The sequence below is a fragment of the Sorangium sp. So ce448 genome, assembly GCF_051520915.1.
Lineage (GTDB): Bacteria > Myxococcota_A > Polyangia > Polyangiales > Polyangiaceae > Sorangium > Sorangium cellulosum_B.
Genome location: NZ_CP150343.1, coordinates 466,202 through 485,750 on the forward strand (window position 1 = coordinate 466,202; position 19,549 = coordinate 485,750).

The 19,549-nt window shown below is 73.4% G+C and carries 14 protein-coding genes and 1 tRNA gene; 12 read left to right on the top strand and 3 right to left on the bottom strand.

Features of this window, described 5'->3' with window-relative positions; genetic code table 11:
* Positions 1-155 precede the first annotated feature (155 nt).
* The 9 genes from WMF45_RS01815 (at position 156) to WMF45_RS01855 (ending at position 7,773) form a co-directional block, all read left to right on the top strand.
* On the top strand, positions 156-857 hold the full coding sequence (locus WMF45_RS01815; protein ID WP_437715257.1) for an RNA polymerase sigma factor: 702 nt from the start codon (positions 156-158) through the stop codon (positions 855-857).
* 104 nt (positions 858-961) lie between these two features.
* Entirely contained in the window at positions 962-2,305 is a 1,344-nt protein-coding gene (locus WMF45_RS01820) for an NAD(P)/FAD-dependent oxidoreductase (RefSeq protein ID WP_437715258.1), read from the top strand.
* A gap of 58 nt (positions 2,306-2,363) precedes the next feature.
* The gene (locus WMF45_RS01825; RefSeq protein ID WP_437715259.1) at positions 2,364-3,038 is read left to right on the top strand and encodes a helix-turn-helix domain-containing protein; all 675 of its coding nucleotides are present in this window, start codon (positions 2,364-2,366) and stop codon (positions 3,036-3,038) included.
* A gap of 159 nt (positions 3,039-3,197) precedes the next feature.
* A complete protein-coding gene (locus tag WMF45_RS01830; RefSeq protein WP_437548971.1) occupies positions 3,198-3,521 on the top strand; it encodes a DUF2325 domain-containing protein in 324 nt (107 codons plus the stop codon).
* Positions 3,522-3,556: 35 nt separating this feature from the next.
* On the top strand, positions 3,557-4,573 hold the full coding sequence (locus WMF45_RS01835; protein ID WP_437715260.1) for a sulfate ABC transporter substrate-binding protein: 1,017 nt from the start codon (positions 3,557-3,559) through the stop codon (positions 4,571-4,573).
* A gap of 56 nt (positions 4,574-4,629) precedes the next feature.
* Positions 4,630-5,484 carry a sulfate ABC transporter permease subunit CysT gene (gene cysT / locus WMF45_RS01840; protein WP_437715261.1) on the top strand — a complete coding sequence of 285 codons (855 nt, stop codon included), beginning with the start codon at positions 4,630-4,632 and terminating at the stop codon, positions 5,482-5,484.
* Positions 5,484-6,389, top strand: coding sequence for a sulfate ABC transporter permease subunit CysW (gene cysW / locus WMF45_RS01845; protein ID WP_437715262.1), 906 nt, complete (start codon positions 5,484-5,486; stop codon positions 6,387-6,389). Before cysT ends, cysW begins: the two co-directional genes overlap by 1 nt.
* Before the next feature lie 265 nt (positions 6,390-6,654).
* On the top strand, positions 6,655-7,455 hold the full coding sequence (locus tag WMF45_RS01850) for a hypothetical protein (protein WP_437715263.1): 801 nt from the start codon (positions 6,655-6,657) through the stop codon (positions 7,453-7,455).
* A gap of 246 nt (positions 7,456-7,701) precedes the next feature.
* A tRNA-Cys gene (locus tag WMF45_RS01855) sits at positions 7,702-7,773 on the top strand.
* Between the two features lie 162 nt (positions 7,774-7,935).
* Here WMF45_RS01855 and WMF45_RS01860 read toward each other — a convergent pair.
* On the bottom strand, positions 7,936-8,346 hold the full coding sequence (locus WMF45_RS01860) for an SET domain-containing protein (RefSeq protein ID WP_437715264.1): 411 nt from the start codon (positions 8,344-8,346) through the stop codon (positions 7,936-7,938).
* Positions 8,347-8,559: 213 nt separating this feature from the next.
* Here WMF45_RS01860 and WMF45_RS01865 point away from each other — a divergent pair, with 213 nt between their 5' ends.
* From WMF45_RS01865 to WMF45_RS01875, 3 genes are all read left to right on the top strand, one after another.
* On the top strand, positions 8,560-11,223 hold the full coding sequence (locus WMF45_RS01865) for a penicillin-binding protein 1A (protein WP_437715265.1): 2,664 nt from the start codon (positions 8,560-8,562) through the stop codon (positions 11,221-11,223).
* A gap of 144 nt (positions 11,224-11,367) precedes the next feature.
* Entirely contained in the window at positions 11,368-11,730 is a 363-nt protein-coding gene (locus WMF45_RS01870; RefSeq protein ID WP_437715266.1) for a c-type cytochrome, read from the top strand.
* Positions 11,727-12,194, top strand: coding sequence for a hypothetical protein (locus WMF45_RS01875; protein WP_437715267.1), 468 nt, complete (start codon positions 11,727-11,729; stop codon positions 12,192-12,194). Before WMF45_RS01870 ends, WMF45_RS01875 begins: the two co-directional genes overlap by 4 nt.
* A 54-nt stretch (positions 12,195-12,248) precedes the next feature.
* Here WMF45_RS01875 and WMF45_RS01880 read toward each other — a convergent pair whose 3' ends face one another.
* Complete coding sequence (locus WMF45_RS01880) at positions 12,249-15,911, bottom strand: AAA family ATPase (protein WP_437715268.1); 3,663 nt, start codon at positions 15,909-15,911, stop codon at positions 12,249-12,251.
* Between the two features lie 26 nt (positions 15,912-15,937).
* Positions 15,938-19,525, bottom strand: coding sequence for an AAA family ATPase (locus WMF45_RS01885; RefSeq protein ID WP_437715269.1), 3,588 nt, complete (start codon positions 19,523-19,525; stop codon positions 15,938-15,940).
* Positions 19,526-19,549 lie beyond the last annotated feature (24 nt).

Consider the following 19,549-nt stretch of genomic DNA (forward strand, 5'->3'; position numbering starts at 1 on the left):
GCGGCTCGCCACCCTGGCGCGCCCGTGCTCCCTGCTGTCGATTTGACACGCGCCCGCGTGTCTCCGCCCGCGCCGTTCGGCGCGATCCGCGGCCTTCGCGAGGTCCGCGCGGTGGCACCTGCCTTGCCAGTACCGGTGACGCAGGAGGTCCCGTCATGCTCGTCCACGCCGCTCATGCCCCCGCCCGGTCCTCGAACCTAGCGCCGCCGCCCGGCGCGTCGCGCGCGCTCGGGCGCGGGCCGTCCTTCGGCGTGGCGCGCGTGGCGCGCGTGGCGCGCGCGGCGCGGACGGCGCCGGGAGAGGGCTCGCGGGGAGCGGTCGACGAGCTGCTCCGGGGCCTTGTCGAAATGACACCGGAGCTGTTCGGCCGCGCGCTGCGGCTCTCCCGGACGCCCGCGACGGCCGAGGATCTCGTGCAGGACACGGTGGAGCGCGCGATCCGGTTCGCGGGGAGCTACGAGCCCGGGACCAACCTGCGGGCGTGGGTGCACCAGATCCTCTTCAGCGTCTTCATCACCCGCTGCCGGCGCAGCCGTCGCGAGCGCAACGCCCTCGACGTGCTCGCGACCGACCCGTGCGCCTGGACGGCGCCGGAGCGCTGCGCCGACATGCACGCGCTCTCGCCCGGCGTGCGGCGCGCGCTCGCGACGCTCCCCCCGACCTTCCGTGACACCCTGGTGCTCGTGGACCTCGAGGAGATGTCTTACAAGGACGCAGCGACGCGGCTGGGCGTCCCGGTCGGCACCGTCATGAGCCGCCTGCACCGCGGCCGGAAGCTGCTCGCAGAGGTGCTGCGGGGCGAAGCGCCGGACGGCAAGACCGAGGCGAGGAGCGACGTGAACGCCGCGGCAGCATGAGCGATCGCGGCGCCGCGCCCGCGCGCTGCGCCTGCTTGCCGCGGTGATCCGCGCCCCCTACCATCGTCGTGCCACCGAGGAAGCGTTCCTCGCCAGGAGGCACCATGGCAACGACCGCGAGAGAGCCTCACGTCGTGATCGTCGGCGGAGGGTTCGGCGGCCTGAACGCGGCAAAGGCGCTCCGTGACGCGCCCGTCCGGGTCACCCTCATCGACAGGACCAATCACCACCTGTTCCAGCCGCTGCTCTATCAGGTGGCGACGGCCAGCCTCTCGCCGGCCGACATCGCGGTCCCGATCCGATCGGTCCTGTCGCGCCAGCGCAACGTCCGGGTCCTGCTCGGCGAGGTGACGGGCGTGGACCTCGCCGGCCGGCGCGTCACCGTCGACGGCGACCCGCTGGACTACGACTTCCTGGTCCTCGCCGTCGGCGCGACGAACAACTACTTTGGCCACGAGGAGTGGGCCCGGTTCGCGCCGGCGCTCAAGAACCTCGACGAGGCGCTCACCATCCGCGAGCGCATGCTGCTCGCCTTCGAGGCCGCCGAGCGCGAGGAGGACCCCGCGGCGCGGCGGCGGCTGCTCACGTTCGTCGTCATCGGCGGCGGCGCCACGGGCGTCGAGATGGCCGGCGCCTTCGCCGAGCTCGCGCGCTACATCCTCGCGCGCGACTTCCGCTCCCTCGACCCTTCGCTCTCGCGGGTGCTGCTCGTCGAGATCGGCGCCCGCATCCTCCAGGCCTTCCCGGAGAGCCTCTCGGCGAGCGCCGAGGAGCAGCTCACGTCCCTCGGGGTCGAGGTCATCAAGGGGCGCCGCTTCCGCAGCATCGACGAGTACGGCGTGCAGTTCGAGGACGGCGAGCGCCTCCCCGCCGCGACCGTCATCTGGGCCGCGGGGGTCCGCGGCACCCCGCTCGCCCGCGCGCTCGGCGTCGAGCTCGATCGCGTCGGCCGCGTGAAGGTCGGGCCGGACTGCTCCCTCCCCGGGCACCCGAGCGTCTTCGCGATCGGCGACATGGCCACGCTCCGCGACCGGAACGGCGTCGACGTGCCCGGCCTCAGCCCGGCCGCGATCCAGGAGGGGCGCTTCGTCGCGCGCTGCATCCTCGACGATCTCGAGCGCCGCCCGCGCGGGCAGTTCGCCTACCGCGACAAGGGGACGATGGCGACCATCGGCCGCTCGCGCGCCATCGCGAAGGTCGGGCGCCTGCAGATGTCGGGCACGCTCGCGTGGCTCGCCTGGCTGGCCGTCCACGTGCTGTTCCTTATCGGCTTCAGGAACCGCTTCACCGTCATGTTCGCGTGGATGTGGCAGTACATCACCTTCAAGCGCGGCGCCCGCCTCATCACCGGCCATACCTCGCCGGTGCTCCTGGCGGCGCCCGCGCCTTCGGTGCGCCGCCCGTCGCCCTCGAGACCGGTCGCGGAGGTGGTCTCCGGCGGCCCCTGAGCGCGCCCGTCCCCCGCTCGCTTGACGCGCGCCCTCCACCATGGCGGATACGCGTCCAGTGAAGGCACGCAAAGCCCAGACCCCCGCGCGATCGGCGGCTGCCGAGCCGCCGTCCCCACCCCCGCCCCCGGCGAGCGAGCCTGGCGGGGACGACCCGGCGTTCGACGACGCGTCGGACCTCACGCCGGTCGTCGCCTCCAACCTGAAGCGGTTCCGGGCCGAGCGGGGCCTGTCGCTCGAGCGGCTGGCGAAGGCGTCCGGGGTGAGCCGGGCGATGCTGGGGCAGATCGAGCTGGGCCAGAGCACGCCGACCATCAACGTCCTCTGGAAGATCGCGCGCGCCCTCGGGGTCCCCTTCTCGGCGCTGATGAGCCAGGCGACCTCGCCCGTCACGACCGTCATGCAGGCCTCGCACGCGCGCATCCTGCGGTCTCGCAACGGCGACTTCTCTTCCCGGGCGCTCTTCCCGATGGACCGGCCGCGCAACGTGGAGTTCTACGAGCTCCGCCTCGCGCCGCGCTCGGTCGAGCACGCCGACGCGCACGCCCCGGGCACCGCGGAGAACCTGATCGTCACCGAGGGCTCGGTGGAGATCACCGTGGCCGGCGAGCGGCGCCTGCTCGAGACCGGCGACGCCATCCTGTTCGAGGCCGACAGCCCGCACAGCTACCGCAACCCGGGCAGCGCCGAGGCCGTCATGTACCTCGTCATGACCTACGGATCGCGCGGGTAGCCCCGCCCGCTTTCCGGACCCCGCCGGCCACGTGTCCCTCCGGTATCCAAGACGTGTCCTCCGTTATTTTGGCAGATCTCCCTTGCGTCCTCTGCTTTAGCGTGAGATATGTCCGTTATAGCGGCGGTCACCCGCTGCGAGGAGCAAGGAGGCGGAGCGATGCGGATCACCTGGATTGGTGGGTTGGATCGCAACCAGGCTCAGCTGGAGCGGATGGCGCTGCAGGCGGGGCACCATCTGGAGTTTCACACGGGCAACACGGGCGGACGCGGGGCGTCCGAGCTGCGGGCGGCCATCGAGCGGGCCGATCTCGTGATCGTGCTGACCGACGTGAACAGCCACGGCGGCGTGCTCCTCGCCAAGAAGCTCTGCCAGAAGCTCGGCCGCGCGGCGTTCATGGCCCGGCGCATCGGCGCCTCGCGCTTCCAGCAGCTGCTCGACGCGCTCGCGCAGCGGGAATCGCGTTATCTCGCGACTGGCTAACGGAGTAGGAACGATCGATGCGATGCTTGATGACGATGCTTTGTTGTGTGCTGGCGCTGGCGCTCCCGGCGTGCTCGAAGGGCGACGCGGCCGGCGCCTCGAAGTCGGGGTCGGTGCAGATACTGAATGTCTCCTACGACCCCACGCGCGAGCTCTATGAAGAGGTGAACGCCGCCTTCGCGAAGCGCTGGAAGGAGCAGAGCGGACAGGACGTCACCATCAAGCAATCGCACGGCGGCTCGGGCAAGCAGGCCCGGTCGGTGATCGACGGGCTCGAGGCGGACGTGGTCACGCTCGCGCTCGCCTACGACGTCGATGCGGTCGCGTCCGCCGGGCTGATCAAGGAGGGATGGCAAGCGCGCCTCAAGGACAACAGCGCTCCTTACACGTCGACCATTGTCTTCCTGGTGCGCAAGGGTAATCCCAAGGGCATCAAGGACTGGGACGATCTCGTGAAGGAGGGCGTGGCGGTCATCACCCCGAACCCGAAGACCTCCGGCGGGGCGCGGTGGAACTACCTCGCTGCGTGGGGCTACGAGCTGAAGCGGGCGGGCGGCGACGAGGCGAAGGCGAAGGATTTCGTCGGCCGCCTCTTCAAGAACGTGCCCGTCCTCGACACGGGGGCGCGCGGCTCGACAACGACGTTCGTCGAGCGTGGGCTCGGCGACGTCCTGATCGCCTGGGAGAACGAGGCGCTGCTCGCGGTGAAGCAGAGCGGTAAGGAAAAATTCGAGGTGATCGTGCCGTCGATCAGCATCCTCGCCGAGCCGCCTGTCGCGGTGGTCGACAAGGTGGTCGACAGGCGCGGGACGAGGGCTGCGGCGGAGGCGTACCTCGCCTTCCTCTCCACGGAGGAGGGGCAGCGCATCGCGGTGAAGCACTTCTACCGCCCGCGCAACCCGGCGATCCTCGCGGCGGCAGAGTCGGAGGGTGTCTTCCAGAAGGTCGCGCTCTTCTCGATTGACGAGGTCTTCGGCGGGTGGCAAAAAGCCCAGAAGGCGCATTTCTCCGACGGCGGCGTCTTCGACCAGATCTACCAGGCCGGTAAATAGACTTCGTGGCTCTCCTCTGGCGACGACAGAGCGTTCTGCCCGGCTTCGGGCTGGCGATGGGGATTACGGTAACGTACCTGTCGCTGCTCGTGCTTGTCCCGCTGTCGATGATCTTCCTCAAGACGGCGACGCTCCAGCCCGCCGAGATCTGGGCGGTGGTGACCTCGCCGCGCGCCGTCGCCTCGTTGAAGATGAGCTTTGCCGCGTCGCTCATCGCGGCGGGCATCAACGCGGTCTTCGGCGTCCTCGTGGCGTGGGTGCTCGTCCGCTACAGCTTCCCGGGCAAGTCGATCGTCGACGCGCTCGTCGACCTGCCCTTCGCGCTCCCGACGGCGGTCGGCGGCATCGCGCTCACGGCCATCTATGCGCAGCAGGGGTGGGTCGGTCGGTTCCTGTACCCGCTCGGGATCCAGAGCGCATTCAGCCGCCTGGGCGTCGTCATTGCGCTCACCTTCGTTGGGCTCCCGTTCGTCGTGCGGACCGTCCAGCCGGTGATGGAGGAGCTCGAGGTCGACCAGGAAGAGGCGGCGGCGTCGCTCGGCGCGGGCCGCTTCGAGATCTTCCGTCGCATCCTCCTGCCCGCGCTCTGGCCATCGATCCTCACCGGGTTCGCGATGTCGTTCGCGAGGGCGTTCGGCGAGTACGGGTCGGTCGTGTTCATCTCCGGGAACATGCCCCTCAAGACGGAGATCGCGCCGCTCGTCATCATGACCAAGCTGGAGCAGTACGACTACGCGGGCGCGACGGCGCTCGCGATGGTGATGCTTCTCTGTTCCTTCGTGCTCCTCTTCCTGATCAACCGACTCCAGTCCTGGAGCGGCGCGCGCGGGTCGTCGCGGAGCCCTGTCGAGGCGCCCAAGCCCGCGCCCGAGCGGTCCGCGGGGGCCAGCGCGCCCGGGGTCGCGTCGTAGTGGCTGGCGCGGCGGGCAAGCTGCGGGTCAGGTCGCGCGGGGCGGTGCGCGGCGCGACGTCCGAGCCCCCGCTGGTGCGCTGGGCGCTGACGGCGGCGGCGCTCGCGTTCCTCGGGTTCTTCCTCTTCCTGCCGGTCGTCGCGGTGTTCATCGAGGCGTTGAAGGACGGCCTCTCGGGGTACTGGCGGGCGATCACCGCGCCGGACGCCATCGCCGCCATCGAGCTGACGCTCACGACCGCGGTCATCGCCGTGCCGCTCAACCTCGTCTTCGGCGTGGCCGCGGCCTGGGCGATCGCGCGCTTCGAGTTCACGGGAAAGAGCCTCCTCGTCACGCTCATCGATCTGCCGTTCGCTGTCTCGCCGGTGATCTCCGGCATGATCTTCGTCCTGCTCTTCGGGGCGCAAGGGGTGCTCGGCCCCTGGCTCATCGAGCACGACCTCCGGGTCATCTTCGATCGTCCCGGGATCATCCTCGCGACGACGTTCGTGACGTTCCCGTTCGTCGCGCGCGAGCTCATCCCGTTCCTGGAGAGCCAGGGGGCCGACGAGGAGCACGCGGCGCTGTCGCTCGGCGCGAGCGGGTGGAGCATGTTCTTCCGCATCACCCTCCCCAACGCGAAGTGGGGCCTGCTCTACGGCGTGGTGCTCTGCAACGCGCGGGCGATGGGCGAGTTCGGCGCGGTGTCGGTCGTCTCGGGGCATATCCGGGGGCAGACCAACACCATGCCGCTGCACGTCGAGGTGCTCTACAACGAGTTCCACTTCTCGGCGGCGTTCGCGGTCGCCTCGTTGCTCGTCCTGCTCGCGCTCCTGACGCTCGTGGCGAAGCGCCTTATCGAAGGCCGGGCGCAGCGAGACGCCGCTCCGGAGATCGACCCGGCGGCGAAGGCCGGCGCGGGGTGACGCGCGCTCTGTCCGGCGCTCGCGCGGGACAGAGCGCGCGCGGAGGCGCGAGGGCCGCCGGAGGAGTCGGCACGAGCGGCACGAGAGGGAGCGCCGGGGACGCGGCGCTTCCCTGGAATCGCCGTTGCGCGGGAGAACGGATGGCGCGCGGAGAACAGCAGATCTCGACGCCTCGACGCGGGTGAGCGCCGCGGGAGGGGCGCTGTCGGGTCGCGCCCAACTTGCGATTGGCCCCCGGCGCTCCAGGTTCGAGGGAGGGGTCACCATGCGGTTCTTCGAAGCGGTTGGGCGTGTGATCGGGGGAGCGCTGTCTCCTATCGCCGGGGGGGGCAGCTTCATCCGGAGAGCGAGGCTGTTCCATCCCGACGGCGTGGTCTACTGCGCGGGGGTGAAGGCGCTCGCGGTGGAGGGCGAGGTCGGCGCGCTGGCGCAGCGACTGGCGGGGCCGGCGCTCGTGCGGCTCTCGGGCGGGATCTGGCGGTGGCGGGACGGCAAGGGCGAGCGCCGTCCGGACGTGCTGGGGGTCGCGGTGCGCTTCCGGACCAGCGAAGAGGTGACGCCGGCCGCGAGCGCCGGCGATCAGGACCTCCTCTTCGTGAGCGCGCGCCGGCTTTTGCTGCTCCCGTTCGCCCTCTTCACGACGAAGAGGCACGACTTCCTGGACAACGATTACTACGCGCTGGCGCGGTTCGACGTGGCCGGCTTCGGTCGCGCGGAGTTCCGCCTGGTGCCGCTGCGCGCGGCGGTGGTGAAAGGAAACCGCGTGGAGAAGCTGGAGCGCGCCGCTGCGGCGGGGCTCGCGCTGCTGCGCCTCGAGGTGAGGCGAGGGGGCTCGCGCGCGCGATGGATGGCAGTCGCCGATATGGAGCTGTACGAGCCGGTGGACATCGACCAGCGCGCGCTCCGCTTCAACCCGTTCCAGACGGGGAAGGGGATCGTGCCGCGCGGGTTGATCCAGGCGACGCGGCGGGCGGTCTACACGGCCAGCTACATCGGGCGAGCCCTGGGGGGGCGGGAGAGGGTGCCGCGCGCGGGAAGGGCACGGCGCGGCGGGCGCGAACAGTAGGCAGCGCGGGTGTTCTGGAGGGCTGCGGCGGGAACGCGCCGGAGCCCCCTCCGCCGGCTCCGGCATCGGGACGGAGGGAGCCGGAAGCCGGAACGACGCCAGAACGACGCCAGAGCGACGCCAGAGCGACCGCGGCGGAGCGCCCGGCTGACGGGACGGCTCGGCCGCGTGAATGTCGACGGCGGTATCAAAGGCGTTGACAGCCGGGCAGAGATGAGGCATGACCTCCCGCCGCTTCGAACAGTCGGTGAGGTAGCCAAGTGGTTAGGCAACGGTTTGCAAAACCGTTATACGCGGGTTCGAATCCCGTCCTCACCTCCGCAACGACGACAGTCCGGCCCTGGCGTTGACCGAGATGCCGCGGCGCTCACGAGGCGAGCGCAGCGCGCCGGTGAAGCTGGCGGGCGCTCGCCGGCGTGCCGGTATCGTCGATGTGAGCCGGAGCGATACGGCCATCGCCGGGGCGCTGGCGTCCTCGCCTCAGCGAGGATCGAACCAGGTATAGCCGTAGTCGAAGCAGAGCTCCTCGCCCGCGTGGATGTCGCGGAGCGCGATGGCAGCCATCGAGTCCGGCACCGGACCGTCATTCATCTCGACGTTGGGTGTCGCCGAGTGGTTGTAGAGCGCGAGCAGCCCCCACGCATACGCCTTCTCCCGCCCCGGCTCCTCCCCCCACGTGAACACGTGATGGAGCGCCTGGCAGCCGCGGTGCTCCTCGGTCTTCAGATCCGAGGCCGGGAAGAAGCTGACGGCGGCCCACTCGACGACGGCGCCCTTCGGCAGGAACCGGCGAGCGAAGACGCCCCGGCCCTTCCCGGGGATGCGGCGCCACACGACGTTCGGATGGAACTGGTTCTCGGCGATGAAGGCGTCGATTTCCTGGTCGGTCATGGCAGGCGCCACCGACGCTATCACGCCCCGCCATCTCCGCGGCTGCTCGCGGGCAATTCCTTCGAGGACAAGCGGACGAGCTGCGAGCTGAACATCGATTGACCGGCGATTGACCGGCGCCCTCCGCGGCGCCCGTCCTCGTGATACCGTGGCGCGGCTGGAACACCCCCTCCGGACGCCGCGGTGGCGTCGCCGGCTCCGGCGCGCGGACGCATGGCCTCGGATCTCCCACGAAACCCAGCCGCGCCGCCTGAAGGACCCGGCCCACGATCCGCCCCGGCGGAGCCCGCGCTCCCGCGCGACGCGGGCGCGGCGAGCTCCGACCCGCCGCCGAGCGATCGCGCGCCGACGCGGCTCTGGTCGCCTCGAGGCCCGGCGCAGGCGCCGCCCCCGGAGCCTCCGCCCGACGCGCCGGGCGCGACCGTCCCGTGGTCGCCCGGGCCGCACCCGCCGGCGCCACCGGGCCGCCACGCGCAGAAGGGAACGCCGGGAAGAGCGCGCGCCCTCGTCAGGGCGGCGCTCGATCACCCGCGATGGAAGCGCGCGGGCGCCGCGCTCCGCGCGGCCTTCCGGCGGCGGCCCCGGGGCACCGGGCCGAGGCCGCCGCTCCGCGCCCAGCTCGCCCGCTGGGGCAAGGGGCTCGCGATCGCCCTCGCCTGCCTCCTCGCCGCCGCCGTGATCGCGTTCTTCCTCGTCGTCGGCCACTACGAGCGCGACCTGCCGACCACGGCGGAGCTGAAGAATTACAACCCGCCGCAGGTGACGCGGTTCCTCGCGCGCGACGGCACGGTGATCGGCGAGCTCTTCGTCGAGCGCCGCACGCTCGTGCCGGTCACCGAGATCCCGCCGGTGATGAGCCTCGCGGCGCTCGCGGCCGAGGACGCCAGGTTCTACAAACACGACGGCCTCAATTACCTGGGCATGCTCCGCGCGCTGATCGTCAATCTGCGCTCGGCGGAGGCGCGCCAGGGCGGCAGCACGATCACCCAGCAGGTCGTGAAGAACGTGCTGCTCACGCACGAGCGCACGATCGACCGGAAGATGCGCGAGCTCCTCCTCGCCCGCCGCATCGAGCAGGAGCTCACGAAGGACCAGATCCTCGAGCTCTACCTGAACCACATCTACTTCGGGCACGGGCGCTACGGGGTCGAGGAGGCGGCGCGGTTCTACTTCGGCAAGAGCGTCCGGCAGGTCACGCTGGCCGAGGCCGCGCTCCTCGCGGGCATCGTGAAGGGGCCGTCCATCTACTCGCCGCGCGTGAACAAGGAGCGCGCCGAGAAGCGCCGCGCCTTCGTGCTCGGCCAGATGCGCGAGAAGCGCTTCCTGCCCGCGGCGCAGATCGACGCCGCACTCGCGGAGCCGATCCGCCTCGCGCCCGAGCCGGAGCACCTGGACGAGCTCGCGCCCGAGGTCCTCGCCGAGGCCGAGCGCGCGCTGCGGAAGGCCGTCGGGCCCGACGCCAGGTACGGCGGCTACACGGTCGTGACCTCGATCGACCCGAAGATGCAGGCTGCGGCGCGCGCGGCGGTGCGCCAGAACCTCGACGCCTACGCCGCGCGGCACGGGCTCGTCGCGCCGTTCACCCGCGCCAAGGGGGATCCGGCGCCCTTCCAGGGCGCGCCCAAGGACGCGGGCCGCGCCTACCTGGGCGCGGTGACCGGCGCCGACGACGCGCGCGGCACGCTGGCCGTCCGCGTCGGCGCGGCGCAGGGCGCCGTCGATCTGCGCAAGGAGCGCCGGTACAACCCGCGCGGGCTCCCGCCGAGCCGCTTCGCCGAGGTCGGCAAGGTGCTGCGCGTGCGCTTCGAGGGCGACCCCGAGGCCGGCAAGCTCCGGCTCGACCTCGGCCCGCAGGGCGCGCTCATCGCGATCGACGCGCGCACGCGCGAGATCGTCGCGCTCGCGGGGGGCTACGAGGGCGCGCGCGGCGGCCTCGATCGGGCGAGCCGCGCGCTCCGCCAGCCGGGATCGACCTTCAAGGCGATCGTCTATGGCTACGGCATCCATTCGCGCAAGCTCACGGCCGCCTCGATGCTCGAGACCGACCCGGCGGCGCTCGATGGCTATCGGCCCGGCAACTACGACGAGAGCGAGGGGCAGAGCCCGAAGCGCCTGCGCGAGGCGCTCGCCCACAGCGTGAACGTGGCCGCTGTGTCGGCGCTCCGGGACGTCGGCCCCGAGGCCGTCGTCGCGTGGGCGCGCGAGCTCGGGATCACGTCGAAGCTCGGCGCCGACCTGTCCCTCGCGCTCGGCTCCTACGAGGTGACCCCGCGCGAGATGGCCGCCGCCTACGCGACGTTCGCCGCGGGCGGCGCGTACCAGGAGCCCGTCCTCGTGACGAAGATCACGGGCCCGCGCGGCGAGGCGCTGCCCCTGCCGGCGCGGCCCCCGCCGCGCCCTGTGATGACCGCGGCGGAGGCGTACCTCACGACGGACCTGCTCACCTCGGTCGTGAAGGTCGGCACGGCGAAGCAGGCGCTCTCGCTGCGCCGGCCGATCGCCGGCAAGACCGGGACGACGAACGACGCGAGGGACGCGTGGTTCGTCGGCTACTCGACCGACATCGCGTGCGCCGTGTGGACCGGCTTCGACGACGCCACGACGCTCGGCGCGCGCGAGGTGGGCGGCAGCGCCGCCCTGCCGGCCTTCATCGCGTTCATGGAGAAGGCGCACGCGGGGCGGCCGGCGACCGATTTCCCGGAGCCGCTCGGGATCGTGCGCCTCCCGATCGACCCGGAGAGCGGGATGGCGGCGTTTCCTGGCCAGGAGGGCGCGGTGGAAGAGGTGTTCCTCGAGGGCACCGAGCCGACCGGCATCGCGGTGCCGGACCCGGCCGCGATCGGGCAGGGGATCCTGGACCTCTTCAAGACGCAGTGATCGTCGCGAGGCGACCGCGCTTCCCCGGCGCCATACGCCGCGGGCTCCAGCTCGGGCTGGCCGGGCGCGCAGGGCCGTGGTGATCCTCGTGGCGCGACGCCGGCCCCACGCGGGCCGCCGCGCGCTATGTTCCGGCCCGCCCGCATGAAGTGGTCACCGATCCTCGCCGCCCTGCTCCTGCTCGCGGCCGCGTGCAAGAGGCCCGATCCCGCCGAGGAGGCGGTCGCGCTCTCGCCGCAGGCCGCGAAGGGCAAGGCCCTGTTCTCCACCCTCTGCGCGGCGTGCCACGCCCCCAGCGCCAAGCTGGTCGGCCCTCCGCTCAGCGAGCTCGCAGGGCTCTACAGGGACGATCCCGCGGGCATCGTCCGCTGGGCCGTGACCCCGGGGCGAAAGCGCGCCGACGTCCCCCCGATGCCCAGCTTCCGCGGCGTCCGGGAGTCGGATCTCGCCGACATCGCGCAGTACATCATCGAGGCCGGCACCGCGGCCGGAAAGCAAGGTCCATGATCTATTCGTTCGTCCTCGTCGCGCACTCGTGGCTGCGCTGGGTCGTCCTGCTGCTCGGGCTCCTGGCGCTCGCGCGGTCGATCCGCGGCTGGGCCCAGCGGGGGCCGTGGACGGCGGCGGATCGCAAGGTCGGCGCCGCGTTCGTGGGCTCGCTGGACGCCCAGTTCCTCCTCGGCATCCTGCTCTACACAGCGCTCAGCCCGCTCAGGCCCACGTCGCTGGCCGCGCTGAAGGCCGCCATGCCCATCGCGGCGCTGCGCTTCTTCGCCGTCGAGCACATCTTCGCCATGATCGTGGCGGTGGTGGTCGCCCATGTCGCCTGGGCCCGGGCGAAGCGAGCCCCGGACCCCACCGCGCAGCACCGGCGCCTGGCGATCGGCGTCGTCATCACGCTGCTCGTGATCCTCGCCGCCATCCCCTGGCCCTCCATGGTCTACGGTCGGCCGCTCTTCCGGCTGCCCTGAGAGGCCGCCCATCGTCGCCTGCGCGTTCCCCGAGCAGCAGCCCGGGGCGCCGGCTCACGCCACGTCCTCCCGGCTCATCCGGAGCAACCACAGCGGCGCCAGCGCCTGCGACAGGCTCCGCACCACCGACGACTCGGCATAGCCCATCACGTAGTCCTCGATCTCGATCGGCGACGTCGCGCCCGGGCGGCGCGGCGGGTCGAACCGGACCCGCCGCACCACCGGGAGGAGCTCGGCCGGGTTCGGCGGGAGCGCGCGCCCGCGCCGCGCCGCCTCGTCGAACGCCGCCTGCAGATCGAGGTGCTCCCGGACCGCGCCCGCCGGCGAGAGGCCCGGCCGGGCCGGCAGGACGCGCACCCGCACCACCTCGGGGCCGCGCGAGAGCGACGTCCAGACGTGCGCGCCCGTCTCGAGCTCGAAGAAGTCCATCACGCACAGGCCCACGACGCTCAGGACGAGGAGCTCCGCCCCGCGCCCGGGGGCGGCGAGCATCGCCTCGAGCCCCGCCGCCCCGCGGCCCTGCTCGACCACGCGCGCGCGCCCGTCGCCGTCGGACGCGCTGCCGAGCGGCGCGCACGCCCACCCCTCCACCTCGCCCCCTGCCTCGCTGTAGGCGCGCGCGAGCGCCTCGAAGAGCCCCTCCTCGGGCTCGTCGCGCGCGCCGGCCGGCCTCTCGTCGAAGCGCGCCGCGCGGAGCAGCTCGATGAGGACCGCGTGCTGGCCCGGCTCGTCCACCTTGCGGAGCGCGCGCCGGAGCGCGTGGCCCTCCGCGATGCACTCCAGGACCTCCTGCTTCGCCGGCCGGCGCAGCGGGCCCGGCAGCTGGCGCCGGTGGAACAGGCGCACCCGGGAGCGGCTCCACTCGTCCTCGACCGTCACGTAGCCGAACCGCCGCACCTCCAGGTCGAGGTGCTGCTGCTCGTCGTCGTCGCCGCTCCGCCGCCGGACGAGGTCGATCCGCTCGCGGAACGCCCGGATCGCGCCGCGCATGGCGTCGAGGTTGTAGACCGCCTCCGCGTGCTCGTGCGCCTCGGGCCCCTCCGCGGCGGTCCGGCCGTGCTCCGCGAGGTGGTAGCGGATCCGCTCGGAGAGGCGCGCGAGGCCGTCGCTCCGCTCGAGCGCGTCGACGAACTCGAGCAGCGGTGAGAGCTCCGCCGTGAGCGCGCCGAGCGGCCTCGCCATGAGCGGCGCGAGGGCCCACGCCGCGGCCGCGGGCTCGGCCTCCGCGAGCGCCTCGCGGTGCAGCGCAAACGTCGGTGGCGCGGGTGACGCGGGTGACGTCGCTGACGCGGGCGACCCGGGCGATCCGGGGAACGCGGCGCCGTCGCCCGCCGCGGCGGCGCCGTCGCCGCGCGCGGTCGTGAAGATGCGGATCACCTGCATCGCGGCGGGCGCGCCGCGGGTGAGCGCGTCGCTCAGCAGCGATCCGATCTCGTCCTCGATGAACCGCTTCACCGAGCGGGCGCCGTCCTCGGCCACGAACGCCTCGCGCGCGATCCGCTCGGCCACGCCGGCGCCCCGGCGCACGAAGACGCTCCGCTCGGCGAGCCCGCGCCGGCCGAGCAGCCGGTCGAGCTCCTTCTCGGCCACCCGCACCGCCACCTCGGGCGTCAGCGGGCGGAACGGCACGACGCGATCGATCCGGTTGAACAGCTCCGGCGGGAAGAAGTCGCGCACCGCCCGCGCGACCTCCTGGGCCGACTCCTCCGCGATCGCGAGCGCCCGCGCCTCCGAGAGCCCCGCGCCGCCGAAGCCGACCAGCGCCCGCGATCGGGCGCCCAGGTTGGACGTCATCACCACGACCGCGTGGTGGAAGTGCGCGGGCCTCGCCGCCGCGTCCGTGAGCCGCCCGTCCTCGAAGAGCTGGAGCAAGAGGCCGTGCACCGACGGGTGCGCCTTCTCGATCTCGTCGAGCAGCACAAGCGAGAACGGCTGCTCCCGCACCCGCTGTGTCAGGAGCCCGTCGGGCGCGTAGCGATCGCCGACGAGCCGCGCCGGCGCGTCCGGGCCGCTCTGCTCGCTCATGTCGAAGCGGAGCAGGCGCGACGCGCTGCCGTAGATGAGCTCCGCCATGCACCTGGCGAGCTCGGTCTTGCCGGTCCCCGTCGGCCCCGTGAACAGGTACACGCCGTACGGGCGCCGCGGATCCACGAGGCCCGCCTTGATGCGCGAAACGAGGTCCGCCGCGGCGCGCACGGCCTCCGGCTGGCCGATCACCCGCCGGCCCAGCTCCTCCTCCAGCGCCCCGGCGTCGAGCGGCTCGTCGCCGCCGAGGAGGAGCCGCGGTACGCCGGTCTTCTGCGACAGGAGCCGCAGCACGTCCTGCGAGCCGACCGGCCGCGGCGCGTGGCCGCGCGCCGGCCCCGGCTCCCCGGAGGGCGAGGGCGTCACGCCCGCGCGGACGACCTCGCGCAGGAGGTCGATGGCCTTGCCCGGCAGCGCCTGCGCCGAGAGCAGCGAGCCGCCGAGGTCGAGGATCGTCCGCAGCACGTACGGGCTCACGCGGGCGGCGTGGCGCTGCTCGAGCGCGCGGACCTCCCGCACCATGAGGCGGAACGTCTCGGAGGGCGTCGCCTCGGGGAGGAAGAGCGGCGTGAACAGGGCCGCGAAGGACGGGGACTCCTGCTCGAGGAGGCGGAACGCCTCGGGGGAGCACTCGCCGACCATCACGATCTCGCGGCGCGAGAGCGGGCCGCGGAAGAAGTCGGCGAGCGAGCGCTCGCTCTCGCGCGACCTGCCGATCCGGCCGAAGTGGTGGAGGTCGTCGATCACGAGGATCGCGCCGCGGCTGCGCGCGTCCTCGACGAGCTCGACGCACCGCTTCTCCCAGTCGCCGAGGTGGCTCATCCCGGCGATCAGCCTGCGGCCGCTCACGGCGAAGACGTCGCGGACGCGGTCGAGGTTCTTGTGCGCGCCGTACCCGTCGGCCGCGAGGAGATCGAGCACCGCCCGGTGGATCAACGTCGTCTTGCCGCAGCCCGGTGGGCCGACGACGACGACGGGCTGCGCCCTGCCCGCGCCGAGCAGCAAGGCGAGCTGCTCGCGCTGCGGCGATCGCGGCACGCCCGCGTCGAGGTTGCCCTGGGCCGCGCGCTGCGTGAGGCTCACGCCGAGGTTCGGCAGGACCTTGAGGCCCCGGCGCTTCTTCCAGCGGAACGCCGGATCGGCGCCGGTGTCGTCGTCGCCCGGTCGATCCGGCAGGTCCGCGAGCGCCGAGCGCGGGGCGCACGAGAACGAAAGCGCCGTGATGCGCTCCTTGCCCCGGCTCCAGAGCCGCGCGATCTCGTCGTCGTCGAGCGCGGCCCACGCGACCTGGAACAGCGCGCGGAGCTGCTCGTCCAGCGGGAGATCCTCGCGGATCGGCGCGGCCTCGCCCTGGCGGGCGGGGTGGTAGGCGAAGACGACGCGCTCGTGCTCCGAGGCCCAGCGCGGCTCGAGCACGACGGGGCAGAGCCCGCTCACCTTGCGCCGCTCGGAAGCGCCGGAGAGCGTGAGCTCGAGGCGCACCTTCTCGATCCGGATGCCGCGGGGGAACTCGAAGCGCGCGAGCTCGGCCGCGCGCACCTTCTCGAAGACGGCCCTGAGCTCCTCGGTGAGCAGGCGCCGGACGCGCTCCGCGTGCCGCCCCTCCCGCGAGCGCGTGCCCGGGCCGAGGCCGAGCGTCACGCACTCGACGTTCGTGGTCCGCCGTTCGAAGAGCGGGATCGTGAAGTGCACGGCCTCAGGGTAGTGGCTCTGCCAGGTCAGGCGTCGTGCAAATCATCCAGCGCCGGGCCGTCCCCGCCCGCGCTGAAGTACTCGCTCCGATCCAGCCCGCTCCCCTCGTCCTCGAACAGGAGCAGGTGCGTCAGCGCGACCTCGTCGAGCCGCTCCCAGTACCACGCCGGATCCATCGCGATCCGCGCCCTGCGCCCCGCGATCAGCGCCGCGCCCTCGACCTCGTCGAGCTCGCGCGCGGCCGCCCCGCGCCGCCGCGCCGCGGCCGATCCGGCCGGCGGCGGCGCCAGCGACCTGTGCTCCCACTGGTCCTCGGCGATGTCCGCCGCGTGCGCGACGAAGTGCACGAACACGTGCAGCCGATCATCGCCAGGCGCCTCGCCCGCGTCCCGCTTGCGCGCGACAACCCGGTGGAGCCCCCGCTCCAGCGAGAGGAACGCCCCGGCGTACGCGCCGGTGCAGCGGAGGAGCACGCTCCGGAACCCGCGCTTCGGCTTGTCGAGCGCGTCCAGCACGTCGCCCGCGGCGCGCGGCGGGCCCCACCGCCGGCTCGCGGGCCACGCGCCGTCGCCGGGCCCGGCCCGGTCGCCGTCGATGTGCAACGTCGCGCCCCACCCGCGCCGCGGGAGCTCCTTGAGGAGCGGCGCGAGCCACCGCTCGAACGCCCCCGCGTCGAGCTCCTCCAGGATCAGCGTGATCGCGTCGCGCCGCGACTCGGTCGCGACGAGCGCGCGGGGCAGCACCTTGCGCACGCCCTCCCACGCCGCGCGCGCCTCGCCCGCGAGCCCGCGCACCTCCTCGCCCTCGAGCAGCGCCATCAGGGCGAGCTCCTCGACGCCGTGCATCTCCTCCTGAGCGCGCTCGAGCTGCCCCCAGAGCTCGCTCAGCCGGTGGTGCTCGGCCTGCAGCGCCGCGGCGTCGATCTCCTTCCGCCGATCGCGCGATGGCCCGCTCGCGAGGCTCAGCTGCGTCAGCAGGAAGTCGAGCTGCTCCTTGAGCTGCTCGAGCGGCCCGAGGTTCATCCACCGGTCCACCTCGCGCCGGAGCTCACCGACCTGCTCGACGCCGAACGCCTGCTGCGCGGCCTTCGCCGCGCGCCGCCGCCGCGCCGCGAGGCGGAGCGCGGGCGTCTCGGCGCGGGCGACGACGGCGCCGTCGGCGGGCGCCGCCGCTTCAGGCTCGCCCGCCTCGGTCACCCACACCGTGAGATCCCGCGCGTCGCCCCCGAGCCTCGCCAGCAGCCGCGCGAGCGGCGCCGCGAGGTGCTCCTCCACGTGGCGCCGCAGCGCCCGCGCCCCGTACGCAGGCGCGTGGCCGTCCTCGGCGAGCCGCGCGAGCGCCCGCTCCGACACCTCGAGCGCGACGCCCGCCTCGGACAGCCCGCGGCGCTGGGCGAGGCGCTGCGCCGTGAGGCGCGCGACCTCGGCGAGCTCCGCCCGGGTCAGCGCCCGGAACGGCACCACGCGATCGATGCGGTTCACGAACTCCTGCCGGAACGCGCCCGCGACGACGCGCTGGTAGTGCGCCTCGTCGAGCGCGGCCTGCTCCTCCGGGGCCTCGGCGCCTCGCTCGCCGGCGAACCCCGCCCGCGCGCGCCGCTCCGCCGCGCCGAGGTTCGACGTCATGATTACGATCGCGTTGTGGAAGTACGCCGTCCTGCCGCGCGCGTCGGACAGGCGCCCCTCGCCGAGCACCTGCAGCAGCAGATCGAACACGGCCCGGTGGGCCTTCTCGATCTCGTCGAGCAGGAGCACGCAGAACGGCTGCTCGCGCACGCGCTGCGTGAGCAGCCCGCCCGCGCCGTCGGTCCCGCGGATCAGGCGATCGGCCGCGCCCTCGCTCGAGAACTCGCTCATGTCGAACCGCGAGAGCCGATCGGGCGAGCCGAAGAGCAGCCCGGCGAGCGCGCGGGCGAGCTCGGTCTTGCCGACGCCCGTCGGCCCCACGAAGAGGAACGCAGCGAGCGGCTTGTCCGGCGGCGAGAGCCCCGCCTTCACCACGGCGATCGTCTCGGCGAGCGCGCGCACCGCGCGCTCCTGCCCGACAACGCTCGCGCCGAGGTCGCGCGCCACGCGGCCTTCGCGGAGCGGCAGATCGTCGCGCAGCAGGAACGCCGGCATCCCCGTGCGCATCGAGAACAGCTCGTAGAGATCGCTCCGCCCGAGCGTCACCGGCTCCCCCTGCGCGGTCCGCTCCCGCTCGTGCACGGCGCGCAGGTCCTCGTAGAGGCGGACCGCCTTGCCCGGGAAGGCGCTGTAGGGCAGGTAGCGCTCCGCGAGATCGACGAGCGCCGTCAGCGCGTCGGCCGCGACCGCGGGGCGGTGCGGCTCGACGCGGCCGTCGCGCTCGGCGCGCGCGGCGAGCGCCTTCCGGGTATCGGCGGCCGAGAGCGGATCGATCCGGATGCGGCTCAGGCCCGCGAAGAACGCCCAGTGCCGCCCCTCCAGCGCGTCGAGCCGGTCGTCCCGGAGCTCGCACAGGACGCGCACCCGCCCCTCGTCGAGGTAGGGCCGCATCGCGCCGGCCAGGTCCACGTGGCCCCCGTCGACGCGCTCGGCCAGGAGATCGTCGAGGTTCTCGAAGTAGAGCACCGCGTCGAGCGCGGCGGCGGCCTCCATCACGCCGTGGATGCGCTCCTGCCACTGCCCGAGCCCGCTCATGCCCGCGATGAGCTGCGCGCCCGACGTCGCGTAGACGAGCCGCGTCTGGCGGGCGACATACGCCAGCGCGAGCGCGGTCTTCCCGGCGTGCTCCGGGCCCACGAGCAGCACGCCGAGGCGCTCCTCGCCGTCGAGCAGCGCCGCGAGGCGCGCGAGCTCCGCGTCGCGGCAGGCGAGCGGCGGCGTCGCGAGCGGGCTCCGCTGCGCCGCCACGTGGAGCGGCGTCGCCACCGCGACGAGCGTCTCCACGGCCTTCTTCCGCCGCGCGCGCTCCACGATCGACGCGCCGCGCGGCCCGTGCCCGCCCGCGCGCTCGGGCTCGGGCAGCGGCGCGTGGAGCACCTCGAGGCGGTGCGCGCTCCCGGGCAGGAGCCCCAGGTGCTCCCACGTCGACAGGACCTGCGACGCGAGCAGCCGGCGCACCTCGTGCCGGATCGCCGCCTCGATCGGCTCGCCCGCCTCCACGTAGAACGCGTGCCCGAGGCTCGGCACGAGCACCCACGCGTCGCTCTCGCCGCGCCCCGCCGCCGGCGTCTCCGTCTGCCCGCGCGCGTCGAGCTCGCCGGCCGGCACGACGACGCAGGGGAAGCTCACCGGCACCTCGTTCCGCAGCTTGCGCGGCAGATCGTCGCGCGGGACGGGGACGCTCACGGAGAGGAGCCCTGTCCCGCGCGGGAACGAGAGCCGGGAGACCGCCTCGGGCCGGGCGCGCGCTGCGTGCTCGCGCAGGAAGAGCTGCTGCTCGACGAGGACGTCCTCGTCGCGGCCGAAGCTCGCGACGCCCGGCGCCGCGACGGGGAAGGCGAGGCACGCGCCGTCGAAGCGCTCGCGCACGAAGACGAGCGCCCTCGCGGTGCGCCCGTCGCTCGCGTCGCGAGCCCCTTCCGCGGACGCGCCCGCTCCGTCCTCTGGAGCGGGCGCGGATCGTCCGTCGTCGCTGGAGCTCGTGCTCATCCGAGAGGGCGGAGCAGAGCCGAT